The sequence below is a fragment of the Mesorhizobium opportunistum WSM2075 genome (genome assembly GCF_000176035.2).
Taxonomy (GTDB): domain Bacteria; phylum Pseudomonadota; class Alphaproteobacteria; order Rhizobiales; family Rhizobiaceae; genus Mesorhizobium; species Mesorhizobium opportunistum.
Map to the genome: position 1 here is coordinate 4,882,552 of NC_015675.1, position 25,541 is coordinate 4,908,092.

Here is a 25,541-nt window from a genome sequence, read left to right on the forward strand (position 1 = left end):
GAATGGCGCCGCGAAAAGTCATCATCACCTGCGCGGTCACCGGCTCGGTGCATACGCCGTCGATGTCGCCCTATTTGCCGGTGACGCCGGACCAGATCGCGACGGATGCCATTGCGGCGGCCGAAGCCGGTGCCTCGGTCCTGCACCTTCACGCCCGCGACCCCAGGGATGGCCGCCCGACCGCCGATCCGGACGTCTTCATGCAGTTCCTGCCGCGCATCAAGCAGGCAACCGACGCGGTGATCAACATCACCACCGGCGGCTCGTCGCTGATGACGCTCGACCAACGGCTGGCTGCGCCGCTCCGCGCCGAGCCCGAAATGTGCTCGCTCAACATGGGCTCGATGAACTTCGCGCTGTTCCCGATGTTGGACAAACCACGGGAGTGGCAGCACGAATGGGAACCGAAACTGCTAGAAGCCACCCGCGACACCATCTTCAAGAACACCTTCGCCGACATGGAGGGCGTGCTCGAAAGACTCGGAAAAGGCTGCGGCACGCGCTTCGAGTTCGAGTGTTATGACATCGGCCACCTTTATTCGCTGGCGCATTTCCGCGACCGCGGCCTGGTGTCGGGGCCGCTGTTCATCCAGTTCGTGCTGGGCATCCTGGGTGGCATCGGCGCCGACCCGGACAATCTCGTCCACATGAAGCGCATCGCCGACAAACTGTTCGGCGACAGCTACCAGTTTTCGGTGCTGGCCGCCGGCCGCAACCAGATGCCGCTGATCTCGATCGCCGCGGCGATGGGCGGCAATGTCCGTGTCGGGCTGGAAGACAGCCTCTATGATGGCCGCCAGCTGGCGAAATCCAATGCCGATCAGGTGCGGCGCATCCGTGGTATTCTCGACGGGCTGTCGCTGGAAGTTGCCACACCGGCCGAAGCACGCCACATGCTGGCGCTCAAGGGTGGGGATAGGGTGGCGTTTTGAGATGCCCTTGACTGAGATGTTTGCGTTCCGTCACACCCCCCTCTGTCCTGCCGGACATCTCCCCCGCAAGGGGGGAGATCGGATGTCACTCCGGTTTTCGCAAATCTCCAACGTCAAAACAGTGGCGGCAAGGCCAAAGCTGCCAATCTCCCCCCATGCGGGGGAGATGTCCGGCAGGACAGAGGGGGGTGCCTGGGCGCCTTGCCTATCGTGAGCAACCGCTCCGAAGTCCTCCTCCGCCCCGGCCGCATCGAAGACGTCGAAACCATACACGCGGCAATCCTGAAACTCGGCACCCATATCGGCGCGCCCGAGGAAATCGTCTCGACGGCGGACGATCTCAGAACCTGGGGCTTCGGCGAAAAGCCCGCCTTCTCGACCCTGATCGCCGAAGTCGGCGGCGAGTTCGCCGGGCTGTGCCTGTATTTCCCGATCTTTTCGACCTGGATGGGGCGGCCTGGCGTCTACGTGCAGGATCTCTACGTCGAGGACCGGTTCCGCGGCCGCAAGATCGGCGAGCGGCTGTTGCGGCGCGTCGCAGCGCAGTGCCGAAAAGAAGGCGGGGTCTATCTCAGACTGTCCGTCGACACCGACAATGAAGGCGCCAAGGCTTTCTATGAAAGGCTGGGCATTGCCTGGTCGAGCTACGAACAGACGCAGAAGATCATCGGCGAAGCCTTTTTCGCCTTCGCGGATGCGCCGGAAAATGGGGAGCAGGAATGAAAGCCTTTTATGCGCAGGAGCAGAAACGCCACGATCCCAAGGCCTTTCTTTCCAGCGGTGCCGCACAGCCCAATCCGGAAAAGCCCGAACGCGTCGAGAGATTATTAGCCGGCGCGATATCTGCGGGCTGCACGATCGAACGGCCGCGCGATCACGGGCTCGGCCCCGTTTCGGCGGTGCACACACCCGAATATCTCGACTTTCTCGAGCACATCTTTGAACGCTGGCAACGCATCGATGGCGCATCCGCCGAGGTGATCCCCAACATCCACCCGATCGCCCGCAACGGTTCCTATCCGGCCTCGGCGGTCGGCCAGGCCGGCTATCACATGGCCGACACGGCTTGCCCGATCTCCGGCGAGACATGGCAAAGCGCGCTGTGGAGCGCCTGGAGCGCGGTCGAAGCCGCCGAAACGGTGATGGCTGGCGCACCGGCCGCCTATGCGCTGTGCCGCCCGCCCGGCCACCACGCTTTTGCCGATGTCGCCGGCGGCTTCTGCTTCATCAACAACTCGGCCGTTGCGGCTCAGGTTTTGCGCAGAAACGCAGCCCGCGTGGCGATCCTCGATGTCGACCTGCATCACGGCAACGGCACGCAAGGCATCTTCTATGCACGGCCCGATGTGCTCACCGTTTCGCTGCACGCCGACCCGGTGCGTTTCTATCCGTTCTTCTGGGGTCATGCTGACGAGCGAGGCGAAGGGCCGGGCCTCGGCTATAATTTCAACTTGCCGCTGCCACGCAAATCCGCCGACGCGGCGTTCCTCGAAGCGCTCGAGGTCGCGTTCCAGCGCATCCGTGCCTTTTCGCCGGATGCGCTTGTCGTGGCGCTCGGTCTCGACGCATTCGAGGGCGATCCGTTCGGCGGTCTCTCGGTGACCACGCCCGGCTTCTCGCGCATTGGCGAGGCGATCGCCGGGCTCGGCCTGCCGAGCGTCATCGTCCAGGAAGGCGGCTATCTCTGCGACGCACTCGGCGACAATCTCACCGCCTTCCTCACCGGTTTCGGCGGCAAGGCGCGGTGACAATTCTGGCCGGCGTCAGGATCGCTGCTGCCTGAGCATCGCGATCACCTGGTGCACGCTCTCCAGCGTCTCGTCGATCTCATTGTGTGTGTTGTAGTGGGCGATGCCGATGCGCACGACGCCTTGCTCGGCTGGAATGCCCAGCTGATGGACGATCTCCCAGGCATAGTTGTGGCCGGACCACAGGAAGATGTTTTCGGCGTTCATCTGCCGGACGATGGTTTCGGGAATGATGCCGTCAACGGTGAAGGAGACCGTCGGTACGCGATCTCCGAGCCGCTTCGGGTCGGTGATGCCGTGGATGGTCAGGCCTGAAATGTCGGCCAGGCTATCGATCAGCCTCTGCGCCAGCGGGTTTTCATAGGCAATGGAGACTTCGAACGCCCTCGCGATCTTCTGCCTGCGCGAACCGCCCTCGCCCGCCGAAGCTCCAACGTCAGCAAAATAATCGACCGCCGCCGTAACACCGGCCATCAGCTCGATCTGCGGCGTGCCGAGTTCGAACCGCTCCGGCAGGCCATTGGACGAGCAACGGCATTTGTAGGCCTTCAGGCCATCGATGATATCCAGCCGTCCCCACAATATGCCCATATGCGGGCCGAAGAATTTGTAGGCCGAGCAGATCAGGAAATCGCAGCCGAGTTCCCGCACGTCGATCAGGCCGTGCGGCGCGAACTGGACGGCGTCGACATAGACCAGCGCGCCGGCCTGTTTTGCAATGGCAGTCAGGGACTTAACCCGGTTGATCGAACCGGTGAGGTTGCTGGCATAGTTCAAGGCGACCAGCCGCGTCTTGTCGGATAGCAGATCGGCCAGCGTTGCCTCCTCGACCTGCCAACTCCTTTCGTCGAAGGGCAGCCAGCGCACCACAAGGCCAAGATCCTCGGCCAGCTGCAGCCAGGGCGAGACATTGCCCTCATGGTCCATGCGGGTGAGGATGATCTCGTCGCCGGGCTTCATGGTGCGGCCGAGCGTGCGCGACATGTGATAGGTCAGCGTCGTCATGTTGGCGCCGATGATGATTTCCTCGCGGCTCTCCGCGCCGAGGAAATCGGCCATTGCCTGATGCGCGTCATCGACGACAGCTTGAGCGGCTATCGTCGTTTCGAAATAGCCGCCGAGATTGGCATTGGTGGTGAGCAGGCAGCGCGACACCGCGTCAGCGACAGCCTGCGGCACCTGCGTGCCCGCGGGGTTGTCGAGATAGATGCGGCGACGCCCTTTGTCGGTCAGGGACAGAGCCGGGAATCTTGCTCGCACCGCCTCGATCGGAAAGTCCGCCATTGTCTCCACCCTTTTGTTATTCCTGACTAATTCCGTACCTTGCACCAATCAAGGACAAGGATTGCCGACCCGCTGATGGATCGCATCCACCGCCTTCTGCATCTCTTCGGTCCAGATGACATCCACCGAGGACAACGCCATTTCCAACTGCGAAATGGTCGTGGCGCCAACGATGTTCGAGGTGACGAACGGACGGCTCGACACATAGGCATTGGCAAACAGCGCCGGCTCCAGCCCAAACGAGCGCGCCAACTCGTTGTATTCGAGTTGCACTTCCGCGGCATTGGGCGTCTCGTAGCGCTGGCCGCGATTGAACAGCTGCGACCGCGACCCTTGCGGGCGGGCGCCATGGTCGTACTTGCCGGTGAGGTAGCCCTGCGCCAGCGGCGAATAGGCGAGCAACGACACCTCCTCGCGTTCGCAGACCTCGGCGAGGTTGACCTCGAAGGTGCGGTTGACGAGATTGTAGGCATTCTGGAGCGACGCGACGCGCGGGCCAACGCCCTTGTCGGCCTCGGCAAGGAACCGCATGACCCCCCAGGAACTCTCGTTCGAGAGGCCGAAATGGCGGATCTTTCCCGCCTTCACCAGTTCCTCGAAGACGGCAAGCGTCTCTTCTATCGGCGTTTCGTCGGTCGGCGCGCCGATCGCATCGGGACGCCGCGCTACGGCGCCGACGCGTGTCGGGTTGGCGCCCCAGGGAATGTCCCTTTCCGGCCAATGAATTTGATAAAGGTCCAGATAATCGGTGCCGAGCTTGGCCAGCGATTTGTCGATAGCGTCAAGAATATCGGCGCGCACCAGTTGCGACGGCCTGTCGCCGCGAAACCAGCTGTTGGCGGTGCGGCCGACGACCTTGGAGGCAAGGATCACCTTGTCGCGGTTGCCCTTGGCCTTCATCCAGCTGCCGATGATCTTTTCGGTCCGCCCTTGCGTCTCTGCCTTCGGCGGGATCGGATAGAGTTCAGCGGTGTCGATGAAATTGACGCCGCGCGAAAACGCCAGGTCCATCTGCGCGTGGCCTTCGGCCTCCGTGTTCTGCTGACCCCAGGTCATTGAACCCAGGCAAATCTGGGTAACAAGGAGATCGGTCCGACCGAGACGGCGTTTGTGCATGGAATTTCTGCTCCGGAGGGAAAGCGTGCGCGGCTGCGCGGGAATGAGGTCAGCATCTATAGGGAAAGCGGCGGTGCTCTCCAAGCCTCGGCAAGCCGACTTTTGCGTGAACTGGTGTTGTTTAGCGGCGAGCGCCGGCCACCGCGCGGCGCTTGGCTTCGTCGATCAGCATATTGGCCACCTGCATGCGGATCATGGCGCGCTGGCGCAGATGCGGGGCGACGCGGTCCGGATGGTTGGCGAAGGCAAAGCGGCGACGCACGCGGCCGAAATCGGCGGTGCTCTTTGGCTGATCCAGTCCCAGTTCGACCGCGATCGATTCAGGATCGATCGGCGGCAATATCTCCTCGGGCTTTGGTTCTTCGCCGGCCAGAGCGAGCTTGGCGTGTTCGAGCAAGGCAGCGAATTCGCTGGCCAAGTCGGTACCCGCCTCACGATATTCGGCCGCGGATACCTTGATACGGCCGGAATGGAGTTCATCGGCAACGGACAGATAATCGAACGGAATGGACGGACGCGCACCGGCCCCGTCGCCCTCGATGCCGTCGCCCCCGATGCCGTCAGACGCAACGAAGAGGTCGTCGAGCAGCGAAGCGAAATCGCGCTTGGCGCTGGTAGCGATGTCAGCCTCCCACTTGCCCGACTGTCTGGGTTACAGACCATAGAACCGGCTCGTTAAAAATACATGCCACCGATGTTAACGAATTTAGCCGTTGCGAGGATTGCCGCCCGAGCACCCAAAGCTCCTCAAACAAAAGCCGGACTGCACTTTCATGCAGCCCGGAAATTCGCCAGGAGTGGCGAGGAAAAACTGGCCATGTGCCAGCGTTCAAGCCTACGGGTCCTGCGGCCCAAAAGTTTCACCGGGCCCCAAAAAAATTTTATGCAAATCATTCCGACATGGCAGGCATGCAAATGCTGCACTGCACAATTGTCACGATTCATCTATATTGCCGGTTGTGGAGGACCAACCAGGAGCCTGAGTCATGGGTTTCTTCACTGAAATGTTCGCCCGGCCGCGCCCGCAGGAACATCTGAGATATCGCGCGGCTCTCGCGCTGCTTCATTCGATGAGCAATGCCGACCGTGCCGACATCGGCGTCAAGCCCGCCGATTTTCCGCGCATCGCCCGCGAAATGTCCATTCGCTAAATGCATATTGCGAGATGTCCCGGATCGGCACGGGACATCTCAACGTCCAATTCCTCAGCGCGATCCGAGGAATGTCGACTTGCCCAGCGGCACGCCATTGTGGCGAAGAATGTCGTAAGCGGTGGTGAGGTGGAAGTAGAAGTTGGGCATGGCAACATGCAGCAGATACTGCATGCCGCCTAATGTGGTTTCGCGCCCGCCGAGCTTCAACTCGATCATCTTGTCGTCCGAACCATCAATATCGGCAGCCGAGAACGTTGCCAGAAGCGCGAGCGTCTTGGCGATCCGCGCCTCGAGATCGGCAAAGCTTGCCTCATTGTCCTCATATTTCGGCACTTCGCGGCTGGCGAGCCGCGACGGCGCGCCCTTGGCATGGTCGGTGGCGATCTGCACCTGCCGGGTCAGCGCGAACATGTCGGGCGCGAGGCGCGCCGTCAAAAACACCTGCGGGTCGATCTTGCGCTCAAGCGCATTCTGTTCGGCTGATGCCAGCACATTGGAAAGTGCTTTCAGCCGGGCCGAAAACACGGGCACGGATGCCTCATACATCGATATCGTCACGTCAAATCTCCCGTCCGGCCGAACGCCGGCGGTCGGGAGGTAGCGCCTTCGCGCTCGATTCTTCAAGCGCCGTCGACGCGGCGTCACCACGCCGCCGCAATCGCCGTGGTAGAATCTTCGTTATCGAGCGGAGATTCCCGATGAGACGCGCCCTTCTCGCAGCGATTGCCCTTCTCTCCCTTGCCACGACGGGCCAAACGGCCCTGGCCGCCGGTGATGCCGCCGAAGCGCCCTATGTCGATGATCGTTCGAGCGCCGAGGCGGTCATCCATTCGCTCTACAGCGCCATCAACCGGCACGAATTCGCCCGCGCCTGGAGTTATTTCGGCGATACAAAGCCGGCAAAGGATTTTGACAGCTTCGTCAAGGGCTATGACGGCACCGCAAAGGTCGAGGTCGAGACCGGCGCTATCTCGGACGAAGGTGCCGCGGGCAGCATTTTCTACAACGTTCCCGTCGCCATCCGCGCCACCGACAAGACCGGCGGCGAAAAGGTTTTCGCCGGCTGCTACACGCTGCGCCAGGTCAATGCCCAGATCCAGGCCGCGCCGCCTTTCGACCCGATCCACATCGAAAAGGGCGCGCTGAAGCCCTCCACCGCTGATTTCGAGGAGGCGGTGCCGCCTAGCTGCGGCGACGGGCCGCCGCCACCGAAGAAGGACACGGCGTTGGAACAGGCCAAGAAGGCCTTTCTGGCGACCTATGGCGACCAGTGCGACAAGGATCTCGTGGCCAATGAGCCGGAGGTCTTTTCAATCAAGTACAAGGACAAGGATGCCCGGCCCGGAGATCCCGACAAGGAGACGCGGCTGTTCCATTTTTCCTGCTCGGCGGCCGCCTACAATGAAAGCTCGGTCTACTACATGACCGACGAGTTGTCGGCCGTGCAGCAATTGCAGTTCGCCGAACCCAAGATGGACATCCGCTACGAGAACAATGACAGCAATGGCAAATTGCTGGGCATGAGCATCGTCGGCTTCCAGACGAGCGGCTGGGCGGTCAATTCCGACTATGATCCGGATGCCCATACGATCACCACGTTCAACAAGTGGCGCGGTGTCGGCGATGCGTCGGACGCCGGCACCTATCTGTTCCGCAATGGCAATTTCTCGCTGGTCCAGTACGACGTCGACGCGTCCTATGACGGCAAGGAGAACCCGCAGACGGTCGTCGACTACAACACCGCGCCCTGAGCGCCGGCCTGCTTCAAGCCGCGTCGATTACGGCGCCTTCGACAGCATCCAGTTGAGCGTCCCGCGCCAGTCGACCATGCGGATGGGCGTGCCGTGCGTGCCGGTCTCGAAGCGGACGAACCGGGTCGGATAGGCTTTCGATTTGGCGATGATGGAACGGAAGAAGGCCTCCTGGCTTGCCACGGGAAAGACCACGTCATGGCTGCCCTGGCCGAAAAAGACCGGCACGCGGCGCTTGAAGGCAGGGCTGGCGAAAAAGCTGTCGTCCCACAGCGAGCCGAGCAGCAGCAGGCCATTGATGCGGCCGCCGGTGTCCTTGCGGGCGGCCAGCTTCCAGCAAAGCGCACCGCCCATCGAGCCGCAGGCGACGAAGATCTTCGCGCCCGGCGACTGTTCGGCGTAATGATCGATCAGCGCCGCCAGCTGTGCCGCGCCCTTGTCGCCGAAATCGGGAAAATCAGGACTGAGATAGAGGCCGCCATTGGCGGCCATCAGGTTCTTGAGGCGGTTGAAATTGCCGCCGAAGGTGAAGTCGTCGACGCCTTGCTTGCGGCTGCCACCCTGCCCGTGCAGGTAAAGCACGATAATGCCGGCGCCCTCCGTCTTGCCGACGGCGACATGCCTGACGTCGCCGGCATCGGTCTTCAGGAGCAGATCCTGCTGCACCTTGCGCACGCCGGTGTCGGTGTACTGCGCATGCACACGCTTTTCCGGCACCTCGTCGCGCTGGTTGATGTCGCGCATTTCGCGATAGTCGATGACCGTGTAGGCACCGTTGGTGTCGGAGGAAAGCGCAGCCGGATAGGCGAAGAGATCGTCCTTGAAGGATTTTAGGGACAAAGTGTCGGCGTTGGCGGCCGAAGAAAACAAGAAAAGCAAGGCAGCTAGGACAGCGCGGCACGCCCCCCTCTGGCCTGCCGGCCATCTCCCCCTCAAGGGGGAAGATCGGATGTCATCACGGCTTTCGCCAATCACCGCCGCTGGAGAAAGAGTGTCGATGCGGAAGCTGCCAATCTCCCCTCTTGAGGGGGAGATGGCCGGCAGGCCAGAGGGGGGTGCGACGGTACGAATAGCCATCCCCAAGCCATGCTTAATTCAGTTCGGGTTTGTCAATCCTGCAGCACCCCGCCGGCGCCTTCCAGCGCCTCGCGGGTATCGACATCGACGGATGCGCCCTCGCCGATCTCGACGTCGACGACGTCGAGCCCTTCGGCTTCGACCAGATGGCGTGCGCCGGTATCGCCTTCGAGATGGGCGACGGCGGGGAATAGCGAGCGAGGCAGAAGCACCGGGTTGCCGCGCTTCCCAAGATGCGAGGCGCGGACCACGGAATTGCCTCCGGCCCGACGGAATGCGTCGATCAGCCGGTCGAGATCGTTGGACGCGACACCCGGCATGTCTCCGAGAACGATCATCACGCCGGCGGTGTCTTGCGGCAGATAGGCAATCCCGGCTTTCAACGACGTGGACAGGCCATCGGCAAAATCTGGATTGTCGGCGAAGGTGACATCCAGGCCCGACAATGCCGCGCGCACCCGTTCGCGCTGATGGCCGGTGACGACAATCGTGCCCGCGGCCTTCGAGGCGAGAGCGCGCTCGGTGGTGCGGCGCACCAGCGGCTTGCCGTCGAACAGCGCCAGCAGCTTGTTCGGCCCGCCCATGCGGCTCGACCGGCCTGCCGCCAGGAGCACGGTCGCGACCTTGAGCTGGTTCTTGGCCGGCACCGGTTCGCGCGGCTGCGGCCGCGTCGGGATTTCCATCAGCAGCCCGCCGACGCCCATGCCGGCGATGTCGCGCGCGGTGACATCGAGGCCGGCAACCAACCGATCGAGCACCCAGTCGAAGCCGTTTTCCTTGGGGCTGCGGGCGCAGCCGGGCGCGCCGATGACGCGCTTGCCACCGAGCGTGCCGAGCACCAGCAGATTGCCGGGATCGACCGGCATGCCCGCGCGGATCACGGTACCGCCGGCCCTTTCGATCGCCGCCGGCACGACATCGGCGAAATCGCTCATCGCGGAGGCGCCGAAGATCACCACCATATCGTTGTCGCGCGCCAGCGCGGCCGCGGCCTCCGCCACGGGCGCAATCTCATGCGGCGTGCGGCGCTCCGCCGTCAACCTGCCGCCCGAGCGCGCCAACCGCGCTTCGGTGACACGCAGCGTCTTGTCGAGCACGCCAGGCTTGGTGCCCGGCAAGACCGTCTGGATGACGCCGACGCGCACCGGCTGGTAGACGTTGACGGCAAAGATCTCGCCGCCGGCACAGAGTTTGGTCACCGTGTCGACCAGCATGGAGGCGACGGCGAAGGGGATGATCTTGACCGTCGCGACCATCTGCCCTTTCTCGACCGGTGCGTGCTGGGCCAGGGTGGCGATGGTGATGGCGGGATCGACGGCGTTGATGGCGTCGATGACAGCGGCATCGACCGTGAAGATGCCGGCCGCCTTGGCATGGAGATTGACCCGGCCGGTGGCGGCGGGCCTCGCCTCGATGCCGCTGAATGTCATGCACTCGGCAATTCTTTGCGCCGCGGCGTCCTCGCCCAGATCGTCCGGGGCCAGCACGGCCGCGACGACCTGCGAAATCCCGGCCCCCTTGAGTATGGAGATGTCTTCGGCGGTCAGCCTGTGCGCCTTGCGAAACCGCCGTTCGCCGGCGGTGGTGGCATGCGCCAGCACCGCGCCTTCGGCCGCGTCGATCGGAATTGGACCGAATTTCACGCTGCCGCGCCTTTTGCATTAAGGCCGCGCGAGCGGAAGGCAAGGATGGTCTGCGCCAGAATGGCGACGGCGATCTCGGCGGGGCTCGCGGCACCGATATCGAGGCCGATCGGCGCATGGATGCGGGCGATCTGGTCGGCGCTCGCGCCCAGCGCCAGCAGGCGTTCGACGCGCTTGGCGTGGGTCTTGCGGCTGCCAAGCGCCCCGACATAGAAGCATTTGGCGTCGAGTGCGGCCTTCAGCGCGAAATCGTCGATCTTGGGGTCATGGGTGACGGCGGCGAGCGCCGTATAGCTGTCGAGCGGCTGGCGCGTCAGCACATCCTCGGGCCATTCGGCATGCAAGGCGACATCGGGAAAGCGGTCAGGCGTGGCAAAGGCGGTGCGCGGATCGATAATCTCCAGGGGATAGCCGGCGATGCGTGCCATCGGGGCGAGCGCCTGGCTGATGTGGACGGCGCCAATGACCAGCAGGCGCGGCTGCGGCAGATGCGCGTTGAGAAAGAAGGTCCGCCCCTCCGCCTCGACGGAACCGGAATTGCCCGATCGAAAGGCCTTGGCGATCGCCGTTCCGAGATCGCCGGCGACGTGGTCGCCCTCGCGCACGATACGATCGCGGCCGTCACCGAGATCGGTGACGAGGATCGCCGCACGGCGGGCGCGGCGCTCGGCATTCAAGGTTTTTAGGGTATATGGATCCATCTGAGATCAGCCTAATCGCTCGACATACACCTTGATGCGGCCGCCACAGGACAGGCCGACCTGCCAGGCAGCCTCGTCGGCAACACCGAATTCCAGCATCCTGGCCTTTCCGGAGCCGATGACGTCGATCGCCTCGGTCACCACGGCGCCCTCGACGCAGCCACCGGAAACCGAACCGTGGAAATTACCTTCGGCATCGATGACAAGGTGGCTGCCGACCGGGCGCGGCGCCGAACCCCAGGTCTCGACCACCGTCGCGATAACGACATCCTTGCCGTCCTTCATCCAACCTTCGGCGATGATCAGCGGATCGCGGGCCTCATCGAGATAAAGACTGTCGCTCATGGTTGCTTCTCTCAGGGTCTGTTTTTCCAGGGAACAGGGAAAACATATGGTTATGCGGCATGCCTCTCGCCAGCATCCATCCATCGCCGCGGATCGACCGACAGTGCCGATTTCTTATCCAGCGAGGCGCAGAGGTCGGCGAGCGCCTCGAGATTGTGCACCGAACGGAATTCGTCGACATGCGGCAGCATCGCCTTGACGCCGCGGGCGCGCGCCTGAAAACCGTCAAAGCGCAGCAACGGGTTCAGCCAGATCAGCCGCCGGCAGGATTTGTGCAGCCGCTCCATCTCCTCCGAAAGCCCGGCGACATCGTCGCGCTCCAGCCCGTCAGTGATCAAAAGCACCACCGCGCCCTGCCCCAGCACGCGCCGCGACCAAATCAGGTTGAACTCGGCCAGCGTATCGCCAATGCGCGTGCCGCCCGACCAGTCCTTGACCGCCGCCGAACAGTCGGCAAGTGCCGCATCGGGATCGCGGTGGCGCATCTGCCGGGTCAGATTGGTCAGCCGCGTGCCGAAAACGAAAGTGTGCACGCGCCGGCGCTTTTCGGTCAACGCATGCAGGAAATGCAGGAAGATGCGGGTGTACTGGCTCATCGAGCCCGATATGTCGGCCAGCACCACCAGCGGCGGGTGGACTTCACGGGCCGAGCGGAATTTCGGCAAGATCAGTTCGCCGCCGGTGCGCGCGGCCGAACGCATCATGGCGCGCGGGTCGATACGGTGGCCATACGCATCGGCCTTGAAGCGCCTGATCCGCACCATGTCGACCGGCAGACGCAGCCCGGCGATCGCCTTCCTGGCGTCGGCGATCTCGGCGGCGTTCATCTGGGCGAAATCCTTGCCCCGCAAAACCTCGTTGCCGGAAAAAGTGAAGCGGGCATCGACCTCGATCTCGGGGATTTCCTGCGGCGGCTGATTCTTCTGGTGGCCTTCGAACATCGCCTGGCTGACGCGGTTCTCGGCCGCGCGCGGCTTCTGCTTCTCCCTGGCGTCGGGCGCCACCGGCGAAAACATCGCCAGCATCTTCTCGATCAACTCGCGCGATTTCCAGAACAGCCGGAAAGCTTCGTCGAAGATGGCGTGATCCTCGTGCCGCGAGACCAGCACGGCGTGCAGCGTCCAGTAGAAATCATCGCGCGAACCGATACCAGCGACGAGCACGGCCTCGATGGCGTCCTTGACCGAGGCTGGCCCGACGCGCATGCCGGCCTTGCGCAAGGTGCGGGCGAAATAGACGATGTTGTCGGCGATCCGGCCATCCGCTGTCGCCTCTTTCGGTTCGGGGCGCGGCATCGCCTACTCCGCCGCCGAAAGCTCGGCCTTCACCTCGTTGAGGATGCGCCGGCCTTCACCCTGTTCGATGCGGGCTATGTCGTCCTGGTATTTCAACAGCACGCCGATCGTGTCGGATACCGTCTCCGGATCGAGCGCGACCTTGTCGAGTTCGGTCAGCGCACCGGCCCAGTCGATGGTTTCGGCAACGCCAGGCACCTTGAACAGCTCGATCTGGCGCAGTTTCTGGATGAAGGAGACCACCTCGGCCGAGAGCCGCTGGTTGGCCTGCGGCACCTTGCGGTGCACGATCTCAAGCTCACGCTCGGCATTGGGATAGTCGACCCAGTGATAGAGGCAGCGCCGCTTCAGCGCGTCGTGGATCTCGCGGGTGCGGTTGGTGGTGATGATGACGATCGGCGGCTCTTCCGCCTTGATGGTGCCGAGTTCTGGCACCGTCACCTGGAAGTCGGAGAGGATTTCGAGCAGGAAGGCCTCGAAGGCTTCGTCGGTGCGGTCGAGCTCGTCAATCAGGAAGACCGGGGACGCACCCGCCTTGCCGGTCAGCGCGTCGAGCACCGGGCGGCGGATCAGGTATTTTTCCGAGAACACGTTGCGTTCCATGGCGGAGCGATCGACCTTGCCAGCCGCCTCCTCCATGCGGATCTCGATCATCTGCGCGGCGTAGTTCCACTCGTAGACCGCCGAGGAGACATCGAGCCCCTCATAGCACTGCAGGCGGATCAGCCGGCGGCCAAGCGCCTGCGCCAACACCTTGGCGATCTCGGTCTTGCCGACGCCGGCCTCGCCCTCGAGGAACAATGGCCGTTTCATGCGCAGCGACAGGAAAAGCACGGTCGCCAGCGACCGGTCCGCTACATAGTCCGCGCCAGTCAGGAGATCGAGTGTTTCATCGATCGTCCGCGGCACGGCTCGCGGTTTCAGCTCGTTCATTCTTTCTCCGTGAACGCCGCTGCTCCGCTTTCCAGAACGTGGTAGCCGCGGGCGTGGTAGATCAGCGGCCGCAAATTATCGCCCATGCGCAGGCCTGTCACCTTGCCAAAAAGCACACGATGGGTGGCAAGGTCCTTGGTGTCGATCAACTCACAGTCGAAAACGGCGAGCGCGCCCTTCAAGGTCGGCGCGCCGGTGGAAATCACGTCCCATTCGCCGAGCGCGAAACGCTCCTCGACCGGCAGGCCGGTGATGCCTGAAAACCCGACCGACAGCGGCTCCTGGTGCGAAGCCAGTGTGTTTAGGGCAAATCGGCCGTTCTTCACGAACGGCTCATTCTTGGGATTCTCACGGTTGAGGCAGACCAGAATGGTCGGCGGCGTGTCCGACACCGAGCAGGCCGCGATCACCGTCGCGCCGCGTTTGCCGGCTGGCCCGTCGGTGGTAACCACATGGACGTGACCGGCAAAATGGCTCATCGCGTCGCGATAGGCCTGAGGTCCAATGTCATTCTTCTTCAGCACCAGAATTTTCCACAGCCAGAAACCTCACCGCTATATATGGCTAGACATGACATGCCACAAGCGAAGTGCTTGGCCCATATCGCCAAATTCGCGTGTTGCACCAAGGCCGGGCAGCCTTTAGGTCTTGGCGGGAGCTGGTGCCTGCGCGATGTCGCGGGCTTGGAGGAACACTTCGGCAGGATGCGATCCCGGGCAACGATATCCGCCGCGCTGGCCTGGCTGCTGCTGGCCGGCGCCGCCAACGCCCAGACGCTCACGATCGGCGTTGCCGCGCCTCTGTCGGGACCATCGGCCATTCTTGGCAAGCAGGTCGAGGCCGGTGCCGGGCTCGCGGCGGAAGCAAACGGTGTCGAACTCAAGACCGTGGATGACGCCTGTACCGCCGATGGCGGGGCAGCCGCGGCCAGGGACTTCGTGGCAGCCAAAGTCAATATCGTCGTCGGCTTCCTCTGCACAGACGCGATCGAGGCGGCGATGCCGATCCTGAGGGACGCCAACATCGCGGTCATCACCGTTGGCGTGCGAACCGAAAGCTTGACCGACCGCCGCGCCAAGACCGGATGGCCGGTCTATCGCCTGGGGCCGCGTGGCGACGATGAGCGCAACGCCGTTGCCTCCACCCTCACCCACCTGTGGCAGAACGAGCTGTTCGCCATCATCGACGACGGTACCATCTATGGCCGCGAGATGGCCGAGACGTTTCGCGCCGCAGCGGAGCAAGCGGCGCTGAAACCCGTCTTCGTCGACACGTTCCGGCCGCAGCTCGACAACCAGATCGGCCTCATCGGCCGGCTGAAGAAGGCCGGCGCCACGCACGTTTTTGCCGGCGGCGATGGCGACGACATCGCCATCATGGGCCGCGATGCTGCACAGCTCCAGGCGGGCATCGTCTTTGCCGGCGGTGAAAACCTGCGCACGCCGCCCGGCGACGTGCCCTATGCGACGGGCACGCTGATGATCGCGCCGCCCGAATGGGCCGATGTCGCCGATCCCAAGGTGCTGGAAAGCTTCGCCGCGCAAAAGATCGTGCCGGACGGCTACACGGTGCCGGCCTATGCGGCGATCGAAATCGCCAAGTCGGCGGCGGCATTGTCCTCGGGCATGCCGCTGACCGAGGTGCTGACCGGGCATGATTTCACCACGGCGATCGGGCCGATCCGCTTCGACGCCAAGGGCGACCTCAGCCAGAGCCCCTATCGCGTGTTCCGCTTCGACGGCACGCGCTTCGTGCCCCTGGAAGGCAACTGATGTTGGAAGGCAACTGATGTTCCGCACCGGCCCGCGCAACCTGATCACCGATGTCGCCGGCCTGCGCGTCGGCAATGCGACCGACGCCTTGTTGAAGTCCGGGGTGACGACCGTCCTTTGCGACGAGCCGGCGATCGCCGGCGTGCAAATCCTGGGCGGCGCGCCGGGTACCCGCGAGACGGACTTGCTCGAACCGCACAATTCGGTCGAGGCGGTGCATGCCGTGGTGCTGTCGGGCGGTTCGGCTTTCGGCCTCGACGCGGCGTCCGGCGTGCAGGCGGCATTGCGCGAGCGCGGTATCGGCTTCGAGGTGGGCGGCTTTCGCGTCCCGATCGTGCCGGCGGCGATCCTGTTCGACCTGCGCAATGGCGGCGACAAGGACTGGGGCCGTTATCCGCCCTACCGCGACCTCGGCTATGAGGCAGCGCAAACCGCGGCAATGGATTTCCAGCTCGGTACGGCCGGCGCCGGCACCGGCGCGCTGACCGCGGGGCTGAAGGGCGGCCTGGGTTCGGCCTCGACGCTGTTGGACAATGGCGTCACCATCGGTGCGCTGGCTGCCGTCAACCCGACCGGCTCGGTGACTGTTGGCCGCACGCGCTATTTCTGGGCGGCACCTTTCGAAATCGACGACGAATTCGGCGGGCTCGGCTATCCCTCGCCAATGCCGGACGATGCAAAGAGGATCTTGCTGAAATACCGCGACCAGCATGCCGGGAGGCAGATGGAGACCGGCGGCAACACGACCATCGCCGTCATCGCCACCGACGCGGTTCTGACCAAGGCTGCTGCAAAGCGCCTGGCGATATCGGCGCATGACGGCTTCGTGCGCGCCATCTGGCCGACGCACACGCCAGCCGATGGCGACCTGGTGTTCGCGCTGGCGACCGGCAAGAGCGGCATCCGGCTCGAAGCCGACGCGGCAATCGACCTCTATGCCGCGGCCGGCGCCACCATGGCGCGCGCCATCAGCCGCGGCGTGTTCGCCGCAACACCCGCCGAAAACGATCTTTTCCCGGCCTGGTCGTCGCGCCCCGGCTGAACCGGTCGATCACACACGATCGGATCTTTCTTCCTCGAAGGTCACCGCGACATCGGAATTCGCCGACAGCCAAACCTTCTTGCCGTCGACCTCGGCAACCAGCGCCAGAGGGACGTAATGGTGATGGCCCTTGTGAGCGCCCTCGCCGCTGTCGGCCTTGGTCAGCTTGATGCGTTGGCCGTCGACCTTGTCGACGGTGCCGATATGCACGCCATCGGCGCCAACGACTTCCATATGCTCACGAATTTTGCTGGTGTCGGTCATGGTGGTTCTCCATTGGGACTGCCGACAATAACAAACGACCGGCCGATTGGATGCATCGGCTTTCAGGCAGCACGACGTTTTGATCCCATCATGCTAGGGGACTAGACGATCACGAACACCGGGGGTGAAAGACGATGCGGATCCTTTTGTTGTTTGCCGTTTGCCTGTTAGCACAGGTCACGACACCGATCGTGGCCCGTGCCGGCGATGTCGCCGAGCTCGAAATCCTGGGATTCACCAAGGACGGCGGCGTGTTCGCCTTCGAGGAATATGGCGTCCAGGATGGGTCGGGTTTCCCCTACGCCAATCGCTATTATATCGACACCAATGATGACAGCTTTCTCAAGGGAACGCCGATCCGAGTGCGGCTTGACGACGAGACCGCCACGCTCGAGGCGGCGCGCCTGCAAGCCCGGCAGAAGGGCGAGGCCATTGTCAGCCAGGCCGAGTTGAGCGCCAACCGCGGCATCACCGCCGGTTTCAATCCGGTGACCGAACTTTCGGCCGATCCGCACCGCATGGTGGTCAACCCACGCCCGATCTTCTCGCCGGTCGACCAGCCGCTCGAATTCCGGCTGGACGAGCTGGGCATGAACAGCACCGAAGGCTGCGAGAGCCAGGGCGAGATCAACGGCTTCCGGCTGCTGCGCGTCGAGGCTCGGGACGGCGGCACGACCAGGCTGCTGCACGAGGACAAGTCAGTCCCCAAGAGCCGCGGCTGCCCGAACGGCTACAGCATCGGTGCGGTCCAGACGTTCTCGATGGACAGCCTCAGCGCCTATGCCGTGGTGATCGCGGTGCGCCAGTACGGTTTCGAGGGGCCGGACTACCGCTGGATCGCCGTGACGGGCCGCCTGTGACACCGCACGCCGCCAGCCCCGGCCCGAACTATGTCCGCCGCGCCTTGCCGGGGTGGCGGACGGCGTTTCTCGGCGCCCTGGTGTGGGCCGTGATGATGGGCGGCAGCGCGCTTCTCAATCTGCTGCTGGACGATTGGGAGACGCCGGAGAAGATACGCACCGTGTCGCTGCTCTTTGCGATGGGTGGAACCCTGGCCTTTCCGTTTGGCCTGTTTGCGGCGCAGTTGCTGTCTCTCGGAAGGCGCCGGGAAGTTGCCTTCGCGGCAGCGTTCGTGTGCCTCGCCGCAGCGACGATCGGCTTGACCGGCGGGCTCTACGCCCTGCAATACCGCTCCTACTATGCCGAGTGGCATGCGCCTGCCCTCACCCACACCTGGGCTCTCCAGCTCGTCTTCACGACCTTGATCGCGTTCTACCAGTTCGTGGTGCTGGGTATCCGGCTTTACTTTCCGCTCGGTTTCATCGCCTTGTTCGCCGCGAGCGCATGGTTTGCGCGGCGGCGGCGTTGAGCATTTTGTCCGCCTCTGTTAGGACGCGGGCAAACCTCTCGATATGTCAGGACTGACCGATGATCCCACGCTATTCCCGGCCGGAAATGGTCGCCATCTGGTCACCCGAAACCCGGTTCCGCATCTGGTTCGAGATCGAAGCCCATGCCTGCGACGCGCTGGCCGAACTCGGCGTCATCCCTAAGGCAGCCGCGAAAACCATCTGGGAAAAGGGCGGTGCCGCGAAATTCGACGTCGAGAAGATCGACGAGATCGAGCGCGTCACCAAGCATGACGTCATCGCCTTCCTCACACATCTGGCGGAATTCGTCGGTCCGGACGCGCGCTTCATCCACCAGGGCATGACGTCATCGGATGTTCTCGACACCTGCTTTGCCGTGCAGTTGACCCGCGCCAGCGACATCCTGCTCGCCGACATCGACGGGCTGCTCGCGGCGCTCAAGCGCCGTGCCTTCGAGCATAAGGACACCGTCACCATCGGCCGCAGCCACGGCATTCATGCCGAGCCGACAACCTTCGGCATCAAGCTGGCGCAGGCCTATGCCGAATTCTCGCGCTGCCGCGAGCGGCTGGTGCATGCGCGGGAGGATATCGCCACCTGCGCCATTTCGGGTGCGGTCGGCACCTTCGCCAACATCGAACCCTATGTCGAGGAGCATGTGGCGGCAAAACTCGGCCTGAAACCGGAGCCGGTGTCGACGCAGGTGATCCCGCGTGACCGCCACGCAATGTTCTTCGCCACGCTCGGCGTCATCGCCTCGTCGATCGAGCGGCTGGCGATCGAGGTCCGGCATCTGCAGCGCACCGAAGTGCTGGAAGCGGAAGAGTTTTTCTCGCCGGGCCAGAAAGGCTCATCGGCCATGCCGCACAAGCGAAACCCGGTGCTGACGGAAAACCTCACCGGCCTCGCCCGCATAGTGCGCTCCATGGCATTGCCGGCAATGGAGAATGTGGCGCTCTGGCACGAGCGCGACATCTCGCATTCCTCGGTCGAGCGGATGATCGGTCCGGATGCCACGGTGACGCTCGATTTCGCGCTGTCGCGGCTGACCAGCGTCGTCGACAAGCTTGTCGTCTATCCGGAGAACATGCTGAAGAACATGAACAAGTTCCGCGGGCTGGTGCATTCCCAGCGCGTCATGCTGGCGTTGACACAGGCCGGCCTGTCACGCGAGGACTCCTACCGGCTGGTGCAGCGCAACGCCATGAAAGTGTGGGAACAAGGCGCTGATTTTCTTGAAGAACTTTTGTCCGACAAGGAAGTGACCGCAGCGCTGCCCGAGGCGCAGATCCGCGAGAAATTCGACCTGGGCTACCACACCAAGCATGTCGACACGATTTTCAGGCGGGTGTTCGGCGAGGCTTGAGCTTTCCTTCTCCCCGTTTTCGGGGAGAAGGTGCCCGAAGGGCGGATGAGGGGCGGCGCGGACTTTGGCGGTTAAAGCTACCCATCGCTTTGTGCAGAAACGATAACCTCCCAACCTCGGCGCCGCCCCTCATTGCCCTGCCGGGCATTTCTCCCCGTAAACGGGGAGAAAGAAGCTGTGCCGATGTCAAATTAAGCCTTGCCAGGCACGGTCCTGATCACTGTGCCCCAAGGGTCCTCACGGGTCGTTTCACTGCTCACATTGTCCGAGCGCATCTCGACCCAGGCGAGACCCGATCGCGACGCGTCGCGACGACCGGCACCGGAGCTCTGCCAGGCATTGGCGCCGATGTGGTGGTGATAGCCGCCGGACGACAGAAACACCGCCTGGCCGCCATATCTGGCCATCGTGTCGAAGCCGAATTCCTGGTTCCACCAGGCTTCGGCTTCTTCAGGCCTGCCGACGCGCAGGTGAACGTGGCCGACAATGCTGTTTTCCGGCGCACCTTGCCAGCCAGCATCGCCGGCCGGCACTTCGTCGACGACGGAGGGAATGTTCAGGCGCTCGGTCGCCATGGCGATCTTGTCGCCATTCCATTTCCAGTCCTGCGGACGGCGGTCGGCGTAGATCTCGATGCCGTTGCCTTCGGGATCGGTCAGGTACAGCGCTTCGCTGACCAGATGGTCGGAAGCGCCCTCGATGGCGATCTTGTCGGCGATAGCATGGTTTATCCAGCGGCCGAGATCGGCGCGGCTGGGCAGCAGGAAAGCCGTATGGAACAGGCCGGCGCTGCGCGGATCGTCCGGCTTGGCGGAGGCATCCGGTTCGAGGACCAGCAACGGACGGCTGCCGGCGCCAAGCGTGATCGCGCCGTCGGCGCGGCTCAACTCCTGCAGGCCGACGACCCTGCGGTAATAGGCTGCGAGGCCTTCGGCATCGCGCGCCTTCAGCCCGACGCGGGCTACGCTCACCGGCGTGGTGGCGGCAAATGGCAGTTCGCTCATCATTGTCTCCGTTGCGGCCACGCTCCACGGAACTCCCAAAGCCAAGAGCCCTGCGCCGCCGATCATCCTACGTCGTGTCAGCGCCAAAATCCGGTCCTTCACGGCTGTTTCTTTCCCAACGACAAATCGTCGATCGCGATCGTTCACACAAGACAGCGAAAAGCGAACATCGTGTTCACCATTACGAGGGGCGCCCATCAGCGGTTGCATGAGATAAGCGCTCTCGCTATCTCAGCGCCATGAAAGTCAAAGACGCAGATATTCTGATCGTTCCGGGCTACACCAATTCCGGGCCCGAGCATTGGCAGACCCGCTGGCAATCGAAATTGTCGACGGCGCGGCGGGTCGAGCAGGCGGAATGGTCAAAGCCGGTGCGCGAGGACTGGACGGCGAGCGTGGCCAAAGCGGTCAATGAAGCCGAGAGGCCGGTTGTCATCGTCGCCCACTCGCTGGGGGTCGCCGCGGCGGTGCAAGCCATTCCGCGGTTCCAGAAGCCGGTCGCCGGGGCCTTTTTCGTGGCGCCGCCCGATGTCGCCAATCCAAAGATCAAGCCAAGGCACCTGATGACCTTCGGCCCCTACCCGCGCGAACCGCTGCCTTTTCCTTCGATCGTGATCGCCAGCCGTAACGACCCGTTCTGCGCCTTCGATGTCGCCGAGGACATTGCCGGCGCCTGGGGCTCGCTGTTCATCGACGCCGGCGAGACCGGGCATCTCAGCGAAGATTCAGGATTCGGCCCTTGGCCCGAAGGCTCCATGACCTTCGCCAAGTTCCTGACGGACCTGTAATATATACGGTCAAAGCCTGAACACGAAGCTGCTCGGCAGGCCATCGCGCAAGTATGCTTCACTCGAATTGTTGAGAGGAGTCGCCGCACTCGTTGTTCTGAATGAGCATTGTTTGCGTGCTTTCGCGCCATTGGCGGAGGGCGTGGTGCTGGCCAGCGGTTCGACCGCATTCGCCGCCGCTGCCGCCATAGCAGGTTCGATTCTCGTGGCCTTGCCGCTGATGGCCTTCAACAACCGCTGGGTTCAAGCGCTCGGCGCCTTGTTCGACAAAGTCGGACGCAGCAGGCCCTCCGCAGCGGCGCCCGCGGCAGCCAAGGCCTGACCACGCGACGCTTGCGGCAGCCGGTTCGGGTTCAGGATCCGATCGAATCCTTGATGCTCTTGAGCAGGGTCTTTGCGCCCAGCGAAATCAGCGCATGCTCCGAGCCAGTGGCCAGCAGACGATAACCCATCGACACGACACGACCGGCTATTGCCGGTTCGACGACATAGATCGCCGCATGCTTGCCGGCCTTGCGGGTGCGCTCGGCAACCGACGCCACCGTCTCCATCATGCTCTCCAGCGTGGAATTGACCGTAGTGCCGTTGGTCCAGGCGATCGAGAAATCCGACGGACCGAGGAAAATGCCGTCGATGCCCGGCGTGTCGAGAATGCCGTCGAGCGCGTCGAGCGCGGCGCGCGTCTCGACCATGGCGAAGGCCATGGTGCGTTGATTGGTGTCGCGCAGCCATTCGGCTTGGTCGCCTTTGCCATGGCGTGGAAAAGCATAGGTCGGACCCCACGAACGCTCGCCGAGCGGCGGATATTTCATCGCCGCTGCGAACAGCCTTGCGTCGGCCACCGAGTTCACCATCGGGGCGATGACCGCCTCGGCGCCGAAATCGAGCGCCCGGCTCGCCATGTCGAAACGGCCGACCGGTATGCGCACCAGCGCGGGTTTATTCGCGGCGAGCACCGGCACCAGACCGCGCAGGACGCTGTCCTCGTGATGGCCGCCATGCTGCATGTCCAGCGTCACGGCATCGAAGCCCTGCTTGGCGATGATCTCGACGGTCAGTGCGTCGGGCACGCCCGACCATGCGGTGACCAGCGTTTCATCGGCGGCGAGACGGGACTTCAGGGACATGGACACTTTCCTTGTTAACGATCGCAGTTTCAGCCGGAAACCATGGCAAAGGCAAAGAAAAACCGCCCGGCTGGACCGGGCGGTCGATTGGTCCAGTTATTCTGTCGCAGGCTCCGTCGCAAAACCGTGGGACACTTTTGCGGAACCAGATTCGGCCGGATCAGGTGTTCTTGATCTGCTCGATCGCTTGCGCCATCAGCTCGTCCATGGTGCGGCGGATCTGATGGTCGGACTGGTCGACGCCAGCGGCATCGAAATCCTTGCGGATCTTGCGGAACACGTCGTGGTCGCCGGCTTCCTCGATGTCGGAAACCACCACTTCCTTGGCATAGACATCGGCGTCAGCGCCCGACTTTCCGAGCTTTTCGGCGGCCCAAAGGCCGAGCGCCTTGTTGCGGCGGGCGGAGGCCTTGAACCGAAGCTCCTCGTCGAATGCGAATTTGCGTTCGAAGCCCTCTTCGCGGTCTTTCATGCTGCTCATGGCGTCCCTCCGGGTCAAATGCGATTCGTTTGCAAAAGGATATGTGTGTTGCCAAAGCACAAACCAAAAGGTCGCGGGCCGGTCAATACGCTTCGTCGCATGCTGCGCTGCGGCATTTCGGTCCCGAAAGCGGTTGATTGGGGGGATTTGCCGATTGAGCAAACGATGTGATTGGGATAGACCCGGCATTGAACCCAACCGTCGCCACACTAATTTAGGCAGACGGACAGGAACTGGTCGCTTGCCGCCTGCCCGCAAATCCAGAGAAAAATTCAGATGAAAAATCGCCGCCGCATTTATGAAGGCAAGGCCAAGATCCTCTATGAGGGACCCGAGCCGGGCACGCTGATCCAGTTCTTCAAGGACGATGCAACCGCGTTCAACAAGAAGAAGCACGAGGTCATCGACGGCAAGGGCGTGCTCAACAACCGCATTTCCGAATATATCTTCAATCACCTGAACCGCATGGGCATTCCGACGCACTTCATCCGCCGGCTCAACATGCGCGAGCAGCTGATCAAGGAAGTCGAGATCATTCCGCTCGAAGTGGTGGTGCGCAATGTCGCCGCCGGCTCGCTGTCGAAGCGCCTCGGCATCGAGGAAGGCACGGTTCTGCCGCGCTCGATCATCGAATTCTATTACAAGGCCGACGCGCTCGACGACCCGATGGTGTCGGAAGAGCATATCACCGCATTCGGCTGGGCAAGCCCGCAGGAGATCGATGACGTCATGGCGCTGGCCATCCGCGTCAACGACTTCCTCTCCGGCCTGTTCATGGGTGTCGGCATCCAGCTCGTCGACTTCAAGATCGAATGCGGGCGCCTGTTCGAAGGCGACATGATGCGCATCGTCGTCGCCGACGAGATTTCGCCGGACTCCTGCCGCCTGTGGGACGTGGCAACGCAAGACAAGCTCGACAAGGACCGTTTCCGCCGCGACATGGGCGGCCTGGTCGAAGCCTACCAGGAAGTCGCCCGCCGCCTCGGCATCATGAACGAGAACGAACCGCCGCGCCCGACCGGCCCGGTGCTTGTCGCCTCGACCGACGGCCTCAAAGGCAAGCCGCACTAACCAAGAGTTCGAACAGGAGCATGTCCAGCGTGATCAAGGCCCGCATTACCGTTACCCTCAAGAATGGCGTGCTCGACCCGCAAGGCAAGGCGATCGAACACGCGCTGTCCGGACTGGGCTTTGATGGCGTGGGCGCAGTGCGGCAGGGCAAGGTGTTCGACGTCGAGCTGGCGGAAAGCGACAAGGCCAAAGCCGAGGCAGACCTGAAAGCCATGTGCGACAAGCTGCTGGCGAACACGGTGATTGAGAATTATAGTGTGACGCTTACCTAGGGTTGTGCCGGAGGCACCGATGCCTGAAGTCACGAATGAGCTGATGTACGAGCTTCTGAAGCGCCTAGATCATCGAGTCGGTGAGCTTCATCTCATCGCCACCGAGAGCGACATGAAGAATATCTATGGCGTGCTGGCTCGTCGGGATGCCCGGCTTGAGCGCATCGAATTCCGCCTAAAGGACGCCTAAAACGGCGGCCAACTTGTATAGGCTATGCACCGCTATGAATAGCAAGAAACCTACAAAAGCCATCAGGGAAAATGTCCATGGCGGCTTTTGTATCGGCCGATGAACGGCACCGTATTTGGCGTGGATCGCCAATATTTCGGCACGAAACGCTGGATCCTTCGGTAGATCGCTGTAGTTTCTCTTAAAGTATATAATTCTAAAGAATATGATATCCACCGTGATGGCTATCCATGATCCAACAAAAAGCCACGCACTCATGACATAGACGCGAAGGAAATCGGTACTGTGACTTTGCGTGCATGCATCCACTATACTTAAATGTGCCGAAATAGACCTACGGGTGGTGGAGTCAAGCCAAAGGCCGTCATCCTTCATGGCCAACGCCAGAAAGATGAGCAGCAATACTAACGTTCCTAGCGCAAGCTTGAGATACCGCATCCTGCTTGTAGCATCAGCAATGGCTGCGACGCCAAGGGCGAACACAAATCCTAGCAGGACGAGGCAAATCGCCAGCGCATAGGCAATCTGGGCCATGATTAAATTGGCAAAGGATGAAGAGCAAAGTCCAAGATCGACTTTAAGCGAAAAAATTCTCGAAAACGCCGTAGCGAAATTGGCGTCGGCCTGAGAGAAAAACGCATAAATGAATGCCGACAAAAGCAGCACCGTCGCACCGGAAACGCCAGATGCCCAACGTTGGTCTTCGAATTTGAGTTCCCAGCCGCTCTTCAAATTTGCCTGCCCAGTTTGCAACCGCAAAATAGCTTAAAAGCCTTAACTGGCGCTTGACCCGCAAATACGCTGCCGATACGCCA

The 25,541-nt window shown here is 62.7% G+C and carries 31 protein-coding genes; 15 read left to right on the plus strand and 16 right to left on the minus strand.

Annotation, left to right across the window (positions count from 1 at the left end):
• Nucleotides 1-2: 2 nt before the first annotated feature.
• From kce to MESOP_RS23605, 3 genes are all read left to right on the plus strand, one after another.
• Complete coding sequence (kce, locus tag MESOP_RS23595; protein ID WP_013895838.1) at nt 3-932, plus strand: 3,5-dioxohexanoate:acetyl-CoA acetone transferase; 930 nt, start codon at nt 3-5, stop codon at nt 930-932.
• A 210-nt stretch (nt 933-1,142) separates the two neighbouring features.
• Entirely contained in the window at nt 1,143-1,655 is a 513-nt protein-coding gene (locus MESOP_RS23600) for a GNAT family N-acetyltransferase (protein ID WP_013895839.1), read from the plus strand.
• A complete protein-coding gene (locus MESOP_RS23605) occupies nt 1,652-2,680 on the plus strand; it encodes a histone deacetylase family protein (protein ID WP_013895840.1) in 1,029 nt (342 codons plus the stop codon). Before MESOP_RS23600 ends, MESOP_RS23605 begins: the two co-directional genes overlap by 4 nt.
• A 15-nt stretch (nt 2,681-2,695) precedes the next feature.
• Here the strand turns inward: MESOP_RS23605 and MESOP_RS23610 are convergent, their stop codons facing one another.
• The 3 genes from MESOP_RS23610 to MESOP_RS36270 all read right to left on the minus strand — a co-directional run bounded on the left by MESOP_RS23610 (nt 2,696) and on the right by MESOP_RS36270 (nt 5,669).
• Nucleotides 2,696-3,964 carry a cysteine desulfurase-like protein gene (locus MESOP_RS23610; RefSeq protein WP_013895841.1) on the minus strand — a complete coding sequence of 423 codons (1,269 nt, stop codon included), beginning with the start codon at nt 3,962-3,964 and terminating at the stop codon, nt 2,696-2,698.
• A gap of 48 nt (nt 3,965-4,012) precedes the next feature.
• Complete coding sequence (locus MESOP_RS23615; protein ID WP_013895842.1) at nt 4,013-5,080, minus strand: aldo/keto reductase; 1,068 nt, start codon at nt 5,078-5,080, stop codon at nt 4,013-4,015.
• Nucleotides 5,081-5,201: 121 nt separating this feature from the next.
• Nucleotides 5,202-5,669 carry a hypothetical protein gene (locus MESOP_RS36270; RefSeq protein WP_049802390.1) on the minus strand — a complete coding sequence of 156 codons (468 nt, stop codon included), beginning with the start codon at nt 5,667-5,669 and terminating at the stop codon, nt 5,202-5,204.
• 397 nt (nt 5,670-6,066) lie between these two features.
• Between MESOP_RS36270 and MESOP_RS33980 the strand changes: the two genes are divergently transcribed.
• Nucleotides 6,067-6,231, plus strand: coding sequence for a hypothetical protein (locus tag MESOP_RS33980; protein ID WP_013895844.1), 165 nt, complete (start codon nt 6,067-6,069; stop codon nt 6,229-6,231).
• Between the two features lie 54 nt (nt 6,232-6,285).
• Here MESOP_RS33980 and MESOP_RS23625 read toward each other — a convergent pair whose 3' ends face one another.
• Nucleotides 6,286-6,792 (minus strand): DUF1993 domain-containing protein, encoded by a 507-nt coding sequence (locus MESOP_RS23625; protein WP_013895845.1) that lies wholly within the window; start codon nt 6,790-6,792, stop codon nt 6,286-6,288.
• A 140-nt stretch (nt 6,793-6,932) separates the two neighbouring features.
• Here MESOP_RS23625 and MESOP_RS23630 point away from each other — a divergent pair, with 140 nt between their 5' ends.
• Complete coding sequence (locus MESOP_RS23630) at nt 6,933-7,985, plus strand: DUF1176 domain-containing protein (RefSeq protein WP_013895846.1); 1,053 nt, start codon at nt 6,933-6,935, stop codon at nt 7,983-7,985.
• A gap of 27 nt (nt 7,986-8,012) precedes the next feature.
• On the opposite strand, the gene MESOP_RS23635 is transcribed toward MESOP_RS23630, so the two are convergent.
• The 7 genes from MESOP_RS23635 to MESOP_RS23665 form a co-directional block, all read right to left on the minus strand.
• A complete protein-coding gene (locus tag MESOP_RS23635; protein ID WP_041164266.1) occupies nt 8,013-8,864 on the minus strand; it encodes an alpha/beta hydrolase family protein in 852 nt (283 codons plus the stop codon).
• 230 nt (nt 8,865-9,094) lie between these two features.
• Nucleotides 9,095-10,705 (minus strand): NTP transferase domain-containing protein, encoded by a 1,611-nt coding sequence (locus tag MESOP_RS23640; protein ID WP_013895848.1) that lies wholly within the window; start codon nt 10,703-10,705, stop codon nt 9,095-9,097.
• Nucleotides 10,702-11,406 carry an XdhC family protein gene (locus tag MESOP_RS23645; RefSeq protein ID WP_013895849.1) on the minus strand — a complete coding sequence of 235 codons (705 nt, stop codon included), beginning with the start codon at nt 11,404-11,406 and terminating at the stop codon, nt 10,702-10,704. The genes MESOP_RS23640 and MESOP_RS23645 overlap by 4 nt, the downstream gene beginning before the upstream one ends.
• A 6-nt stretch (nt 11,407-11,412) precedes the next feature.
• Nucleotides 11,413-11,751, minus strand: a complete 339-nt coding sequence (locus MESOP_RS23650; protein ID WP_013895850.1) for an XdhC family protein — start codon at nt 11,749-11,751, stop codon at nt 11,413-11,415.
• Between the two features lie 50 nt (nt 11,752-11,801).
• Nucleotides 11,802-13,046 carry a vWA domain-containing protein gene (locus tag MESOP_RS23655; protein ID WP_013895851.1) on the minus strand — a complete coding sequence of 415 codons (1,245 nt, stop codon included), beginning with the start codon at nt 13,044-13,046 and terminating at the stop codon, nt 11,802-11,804.
• 3 nt (nt 13,047-13,049) lie between these two features.
• On the minus strand, nt 13,050-13,979 hold the full coding sequence (locus MESOP_RS23660; protein ID WP_013895852.1) for an AAA family ATPase: 930 nt from the start codon (nt 13,977-13,979) through the stop codon (nt 13,050-13,052).
• Nucleotides 13,976-14,503: a flavin reductase gene (locus MESOP_RS23665; protein WP_013532115.1), complete on the minus strand. Its 528-nt coding sequence runs from the start codon at nt 14,501-14,503 to the stop codon at nt 13,976-13,978. The genes MESOP_RS23660 and MESOP_RS23665 overlap by 4 nt, the downstream gene beginning before the upstream one ends.
• 180 nt (nt 14,504-14,683) lie before the next feature.
• Between MESOP_RS23665 and MESOP_RS23670 the strand changes: the two genes are divergently transcribed.
• Complete coding sequence (locus MESOP_RS23670) at nt 14,684-15,751, plus strand: branched-chain amino acid ABC transporter substrate-binding protein (protein WP_041164269.1); 1,068 nt, start codon at nt 14,684-14,686, stop codon at nt 15,749-15,751.
• Nucleotides 15,752-15,767: 16 nt separating this feature from the next.
• Nucleotides 15,768-16,793, plus strand: coding sequence for a P1 family peptidase (locus MESOP_RS23675; RefSeq protein WP_013895854.1), 1,026 nt, complete (start codon nt 15,768-15,770; stop codon nt 16,791-16,793).
• Nucleotides 16,794-16,802: 9 nt separating this feature from the next.
• Here the strand turns inward: MESOP_RS23675 and MESOP_RS23680 are convergent, their stop codons facing one another.
• Nucleotides 16,803-17,057, minus strand: coding sequence for a DUF2171 domain-containing protein (locus tag MESOP_RS23680; RefSeq protein ID WP_013895855.1), 255 nt, complete (start codon nt 17,055-17,057; stop codon nt 16,803-16,805).
• 134 nt (nt 17,058-17,191) lie between these two features.
• Between MESOP_RS23680 and MESOP_RS23685 the strand changes: the two genes are divergently transcribed.
• Genes MESOP_RS23685 through purB form a run of 3 tightly spaced genes read left to right on the plus strand, consistent with a single transcriptional unit; the run spans nt 17,192 to nt 19,793 of the window.
• Nucleotides 17,192-17,917, plus strand: coding sequence for a DUF2259 domain-containing protein (locus MESOP_RS23685; protein ID WP_013895856.1), 726 nt, complete (start codon nt 17,192-17,194; stop codon nt 17,915-17,917).
• Complete coding sequence (locus tag MESOP_RS23690; protein ID WP_013895857.1) at nt 17,914-18,426, plus strand: hypothetical protein; 513 nt, start codon at nt 17,914-17,916, stop codon at nt 18,424-18,426. The genes MESOP_RS23685 and MESOP_RS23690 overlap by 4 nt, the downstream gene beginning before the upstream one ends.
• Before the next feature lie 59 nt (nt 18,427-18,485).
• Nucleotides 18,486-19,793: an adenylosuccinate lyase gene (gene purB / locus MESOP_RS23695; protein WP_013895858.1), complete on the plus strand. Its 1,308-nt coding sequence runs from the start codon at nt 18,486-18,488 to the stop codon at nt 19,791-19,793.
• 191 nt (nt 19,794-19,984) lie between these two features.
• Here the strand turns inward: purB and MESOP_RS23700 are convergent, their stop codons facing one another.
• Complete coding sequence (locus MESOP_RS23700) at nt 19,985-20,797, minus strand: VOC family protein (RefSeq protein ID WP_013895859.1); 813 nt, start codon at nt 20,795-20,797, stop codon at nt 19,985-19,987.
• Between the two features lie 239 nt (nt 20,798-21,036).
• Here MESOP_RS23700 and MESOP_RS23705 point away from each other — a divergent pair, with 239 nt between their 5' ends.
• Together MESOP_RS23705 and MESOP_RS23710 are read left to right on the plus strand one after the other, a co-directional pair.
• On the plus strand, nt 21,037-21,585 hold the full coding sequence (locus MESOP_RS23705) for an RBBP9/YdeN family alpha/beta hydrolase (RefSeq protein WP_013895860.1): 549 nt from the start codon (nt 21,037-21,039) through the stop codon (nt 21,583-21,585).
• Nucleotides 21,586-21,727: 142 nt separating this feature from the next.
• Nucleotides 21,728-21,907, plus strand: a complete 180-nt coding sequence (locus MESOP_RS23710) for a hypothetical protein (RefSeq protein WP_174324783.1) — start codon at nt 21,728-21,730, stop codon at nt 21,905-21,907.
• A 31-nt stretch (nt 21,908-21,938) separates the two neighbouring features.
• Here the strand turns inward: MESOP_RS23710 and MESOP_RS23715 are convergent, their stop codons facing one another.
• Nucleotides 21,939-22,712: an HpcH/HpaI aldolase family protein gene (locus MESOP_RS23715; RefSeq protein ID WP_013895862.1), complete on the minus strand. Its 774-nt coding sequence runs from the start codon at nt 22,710-22,712 to the stop codon at nt 21,939-21,941.
• A 160-nt stretch (nt 22,713-22,872) separates the two neighbouring features.
• On the minus strand, nt 22,873-23,193 hold the full coding sequence (locus MESOP_RS23720) for a DUF1476 domain-containing protein (protein WP_013895863.1): 321 nt from the start codon (nt 23,191-23,193) through the stop codon (nt 22,873-22,875).
• 276 nt (nt 23,194-23,469) lie between these two features.
• Here MESOP_RS23720 and purC point away from each other — a divergent pair, with 276 nt between their 5' ends.
• From purC to MESOP_RS35805, 3 genes are read left to right on the plus strand one after another with little or no spacing between them, the layout of a single operon-like run.
• Entirely contained in the window at nt 23,470-24,264 is a 795-nt protein-coding gene (gene purC, locus MESOP_RS23725) for a phosphoribosylaminoimidazolesuccinocarboxamide synthase (RefSeq protein WP_013532127.1), read from the plus strand.
• 29 nt (nt 24,265-24,293) lie between these two features.
• Nucleotides 24,294-24,536, plus strand: a complete 243-nt coding sequence (gene purS / locus MESOP_RS23730; RefSeq protein ID WP_013895864.1) for a phosphoribosylformylglycinamidine synthase subunit PurS — start codon at nt 24,294-24,296, stop codon at nt 24,534-24,536.
• Between the two features lie 19 nt (nt 24,537-24,555).
• Nucleotides 24,556-24,726: a hypothetical protein gene (locus MESOP_RS35805; protein WP_013895865.1), complete on the plus strand. Its 171-nt coding sequence runs from the start codon at nt 24,556-24,558 to the stop codon at nt 24,724-24,726.
• Here MESOP_RS35805 and MESOP_RS23735 read toward each other — a convergent pair.
• Nucleotides 24,712-25,458, minus strand: a complete 747-nt coding sequence (locus tag MESOP_RS23735; RefSeq protein ID WP_013895866.1) for a hypothetical protein — start codon at nt 25,456-25,458, stop codon at nt 24,712-24,714. The genes MESOP_RS35805 and MESOP_RS23735 overlap by 15 nt on opposite strands.
• Between the last annotated feature and the right edge of the window lie 83 nt (nt 25,459-25,541).

Coding starts and splice junctions, on each gene's coding strand:
- purC (WP_013532127.1), top strand. CDS start 23,470: ATGAAAAATCGCCGCCGCATTTATGAAGGCAAGGCCAAGATCCTCTAT.
- kce (WP_013895838.1), top strand. CDS start 3: ATGGCGCCGCGAAAAGTCATCATCACCTGCGCGGTCACCGGCTCGGTG.
- MESOP_RS23675 (WP_013895854.1), top strand. CDS start 15,768: ATGTTCCGCACCGGCCCGCGCAACCTGATCACCGATGTCGCCGGCCTG.
- MESOP_RS23610 (WP_013895841.1), bottom strand. CDS start 3,964: ATGGCGGACTTTCCGATCGAGGCGGTGCGAGCAAGATTCCCGGCTCTG.
- MESOP_RS23655 (WP_013895851.1), bottom strand. CDS start 13,046: ATGCCGCGCCCCGAACCGAAAGAGGCGACAGCGGATGGCCGGATCGCC.
- MESOP_RS23700 (WP_013895859.1), bottom strand. CDS start 20,797: ATGAGCGAACTGCCATTTGCCGCCACCACGCCGGTGAGCGTAGCCCGC.
- MESOP_RS23630 (WP_013895846.1), top strand. CDS start 6,933: ATGAGACGCGCCCTTCTCGCAGCGATTGCCCTTCTCTCCCTTGCCACG.
- MESOP_RS23660 (WP_013895852.1), bottom strand. CDS start 13,979: ATGAACGAGCTGAAACCGCGAGCCGTGCCGCGGACGATCGATGAAACA.
- MESOP_RS23720 (WP_013895863.1), bottom strand. CDS start 23,193: ATGAGCAGCATGAAAGACCGCGAAGAGGGCTTCGAACGCAAATTCGCA.
- MESOP_RS23685 (WP_013895856.1), top strand. CDS start 17,192: ATGCGGATCCTTTTGTTGTTTGCCGTTTGCCTGTTAGCACAGGTCACG.
- MESOP_RS23680 (WP_013895855.1), bottom strand. CDS start 17,057: ATGACCGACACCAGCAAAATTCGTGAGCATATGGAAGTCGTTGGCGCC.
- MESOP_RS23615 (WP_013895842.1), bottom strand. CDS start 5,080: ATGCACAAACGCCGTCTCGGTCGGACCGATCTCCTTGTTACCCAGATT.
- MESOP_RS23650 (WP_013895850.1), bottom strand. CDS start 11,751: ATGAGCGACAGTCTTTATCTCGATGAGGCCCGCGATCCGCTGATCATC.
- MESOP_RS23715 (WP_013895862.1), bottom strand. CDS start 22,712: ATGTCCCTGAAGTCCCGTCTCGCCGCCGATGAAACGCTGGTCACCGCA.
- MESOP_RS33980 (WP_013895844.1), top strand. CDS start 6,067: ATGGGTTTCTTCACTGAAATGTTCGCCCGGCCGCGCCCGCAGGAACAT.
- MESOP_RS23705 (WP_013895860.1), top strand. CDS start 21,037: ATGAAAGTCAAAGACGCAGATATTCTGATCGTTCCGGGCTACACCAAT.
- MESOP_RS23670 (WP_041164269.1), top strand. CDS start 14,684: ATGCGATCCCGGGCAACGATATCCGCCGCGCTGGCCTGGCTGCTGCTG.
- MESOP_RS35805 (WP_013895865.1), top strand. CDS start 24,556: ATGCCTGAAGTCACGAATGAGCTGATGTACGAGCTTCTGAAGCGCCTA.
- MESOP_RS23645 (WP_013895849.1), bottom strand. CDS start 11,406: ATGGATCCATATACCCTAAAAACCTTGAATGCCGAGCGCCGCGCCCGC.
- MESOP_RS23605 (WP_013895840.1), top strand. CDS start 1,652: ATGAAAGCCTTTTATGCGCAGGAGCAGAAACGCCACGATCCCAAGGCC.
- purB (WP_013895858.1), top strand. CDS start 18,486: ATGATCCCACGCTATTCCCGGCCGGAAATGGTCGCCATCTGGTCACCC.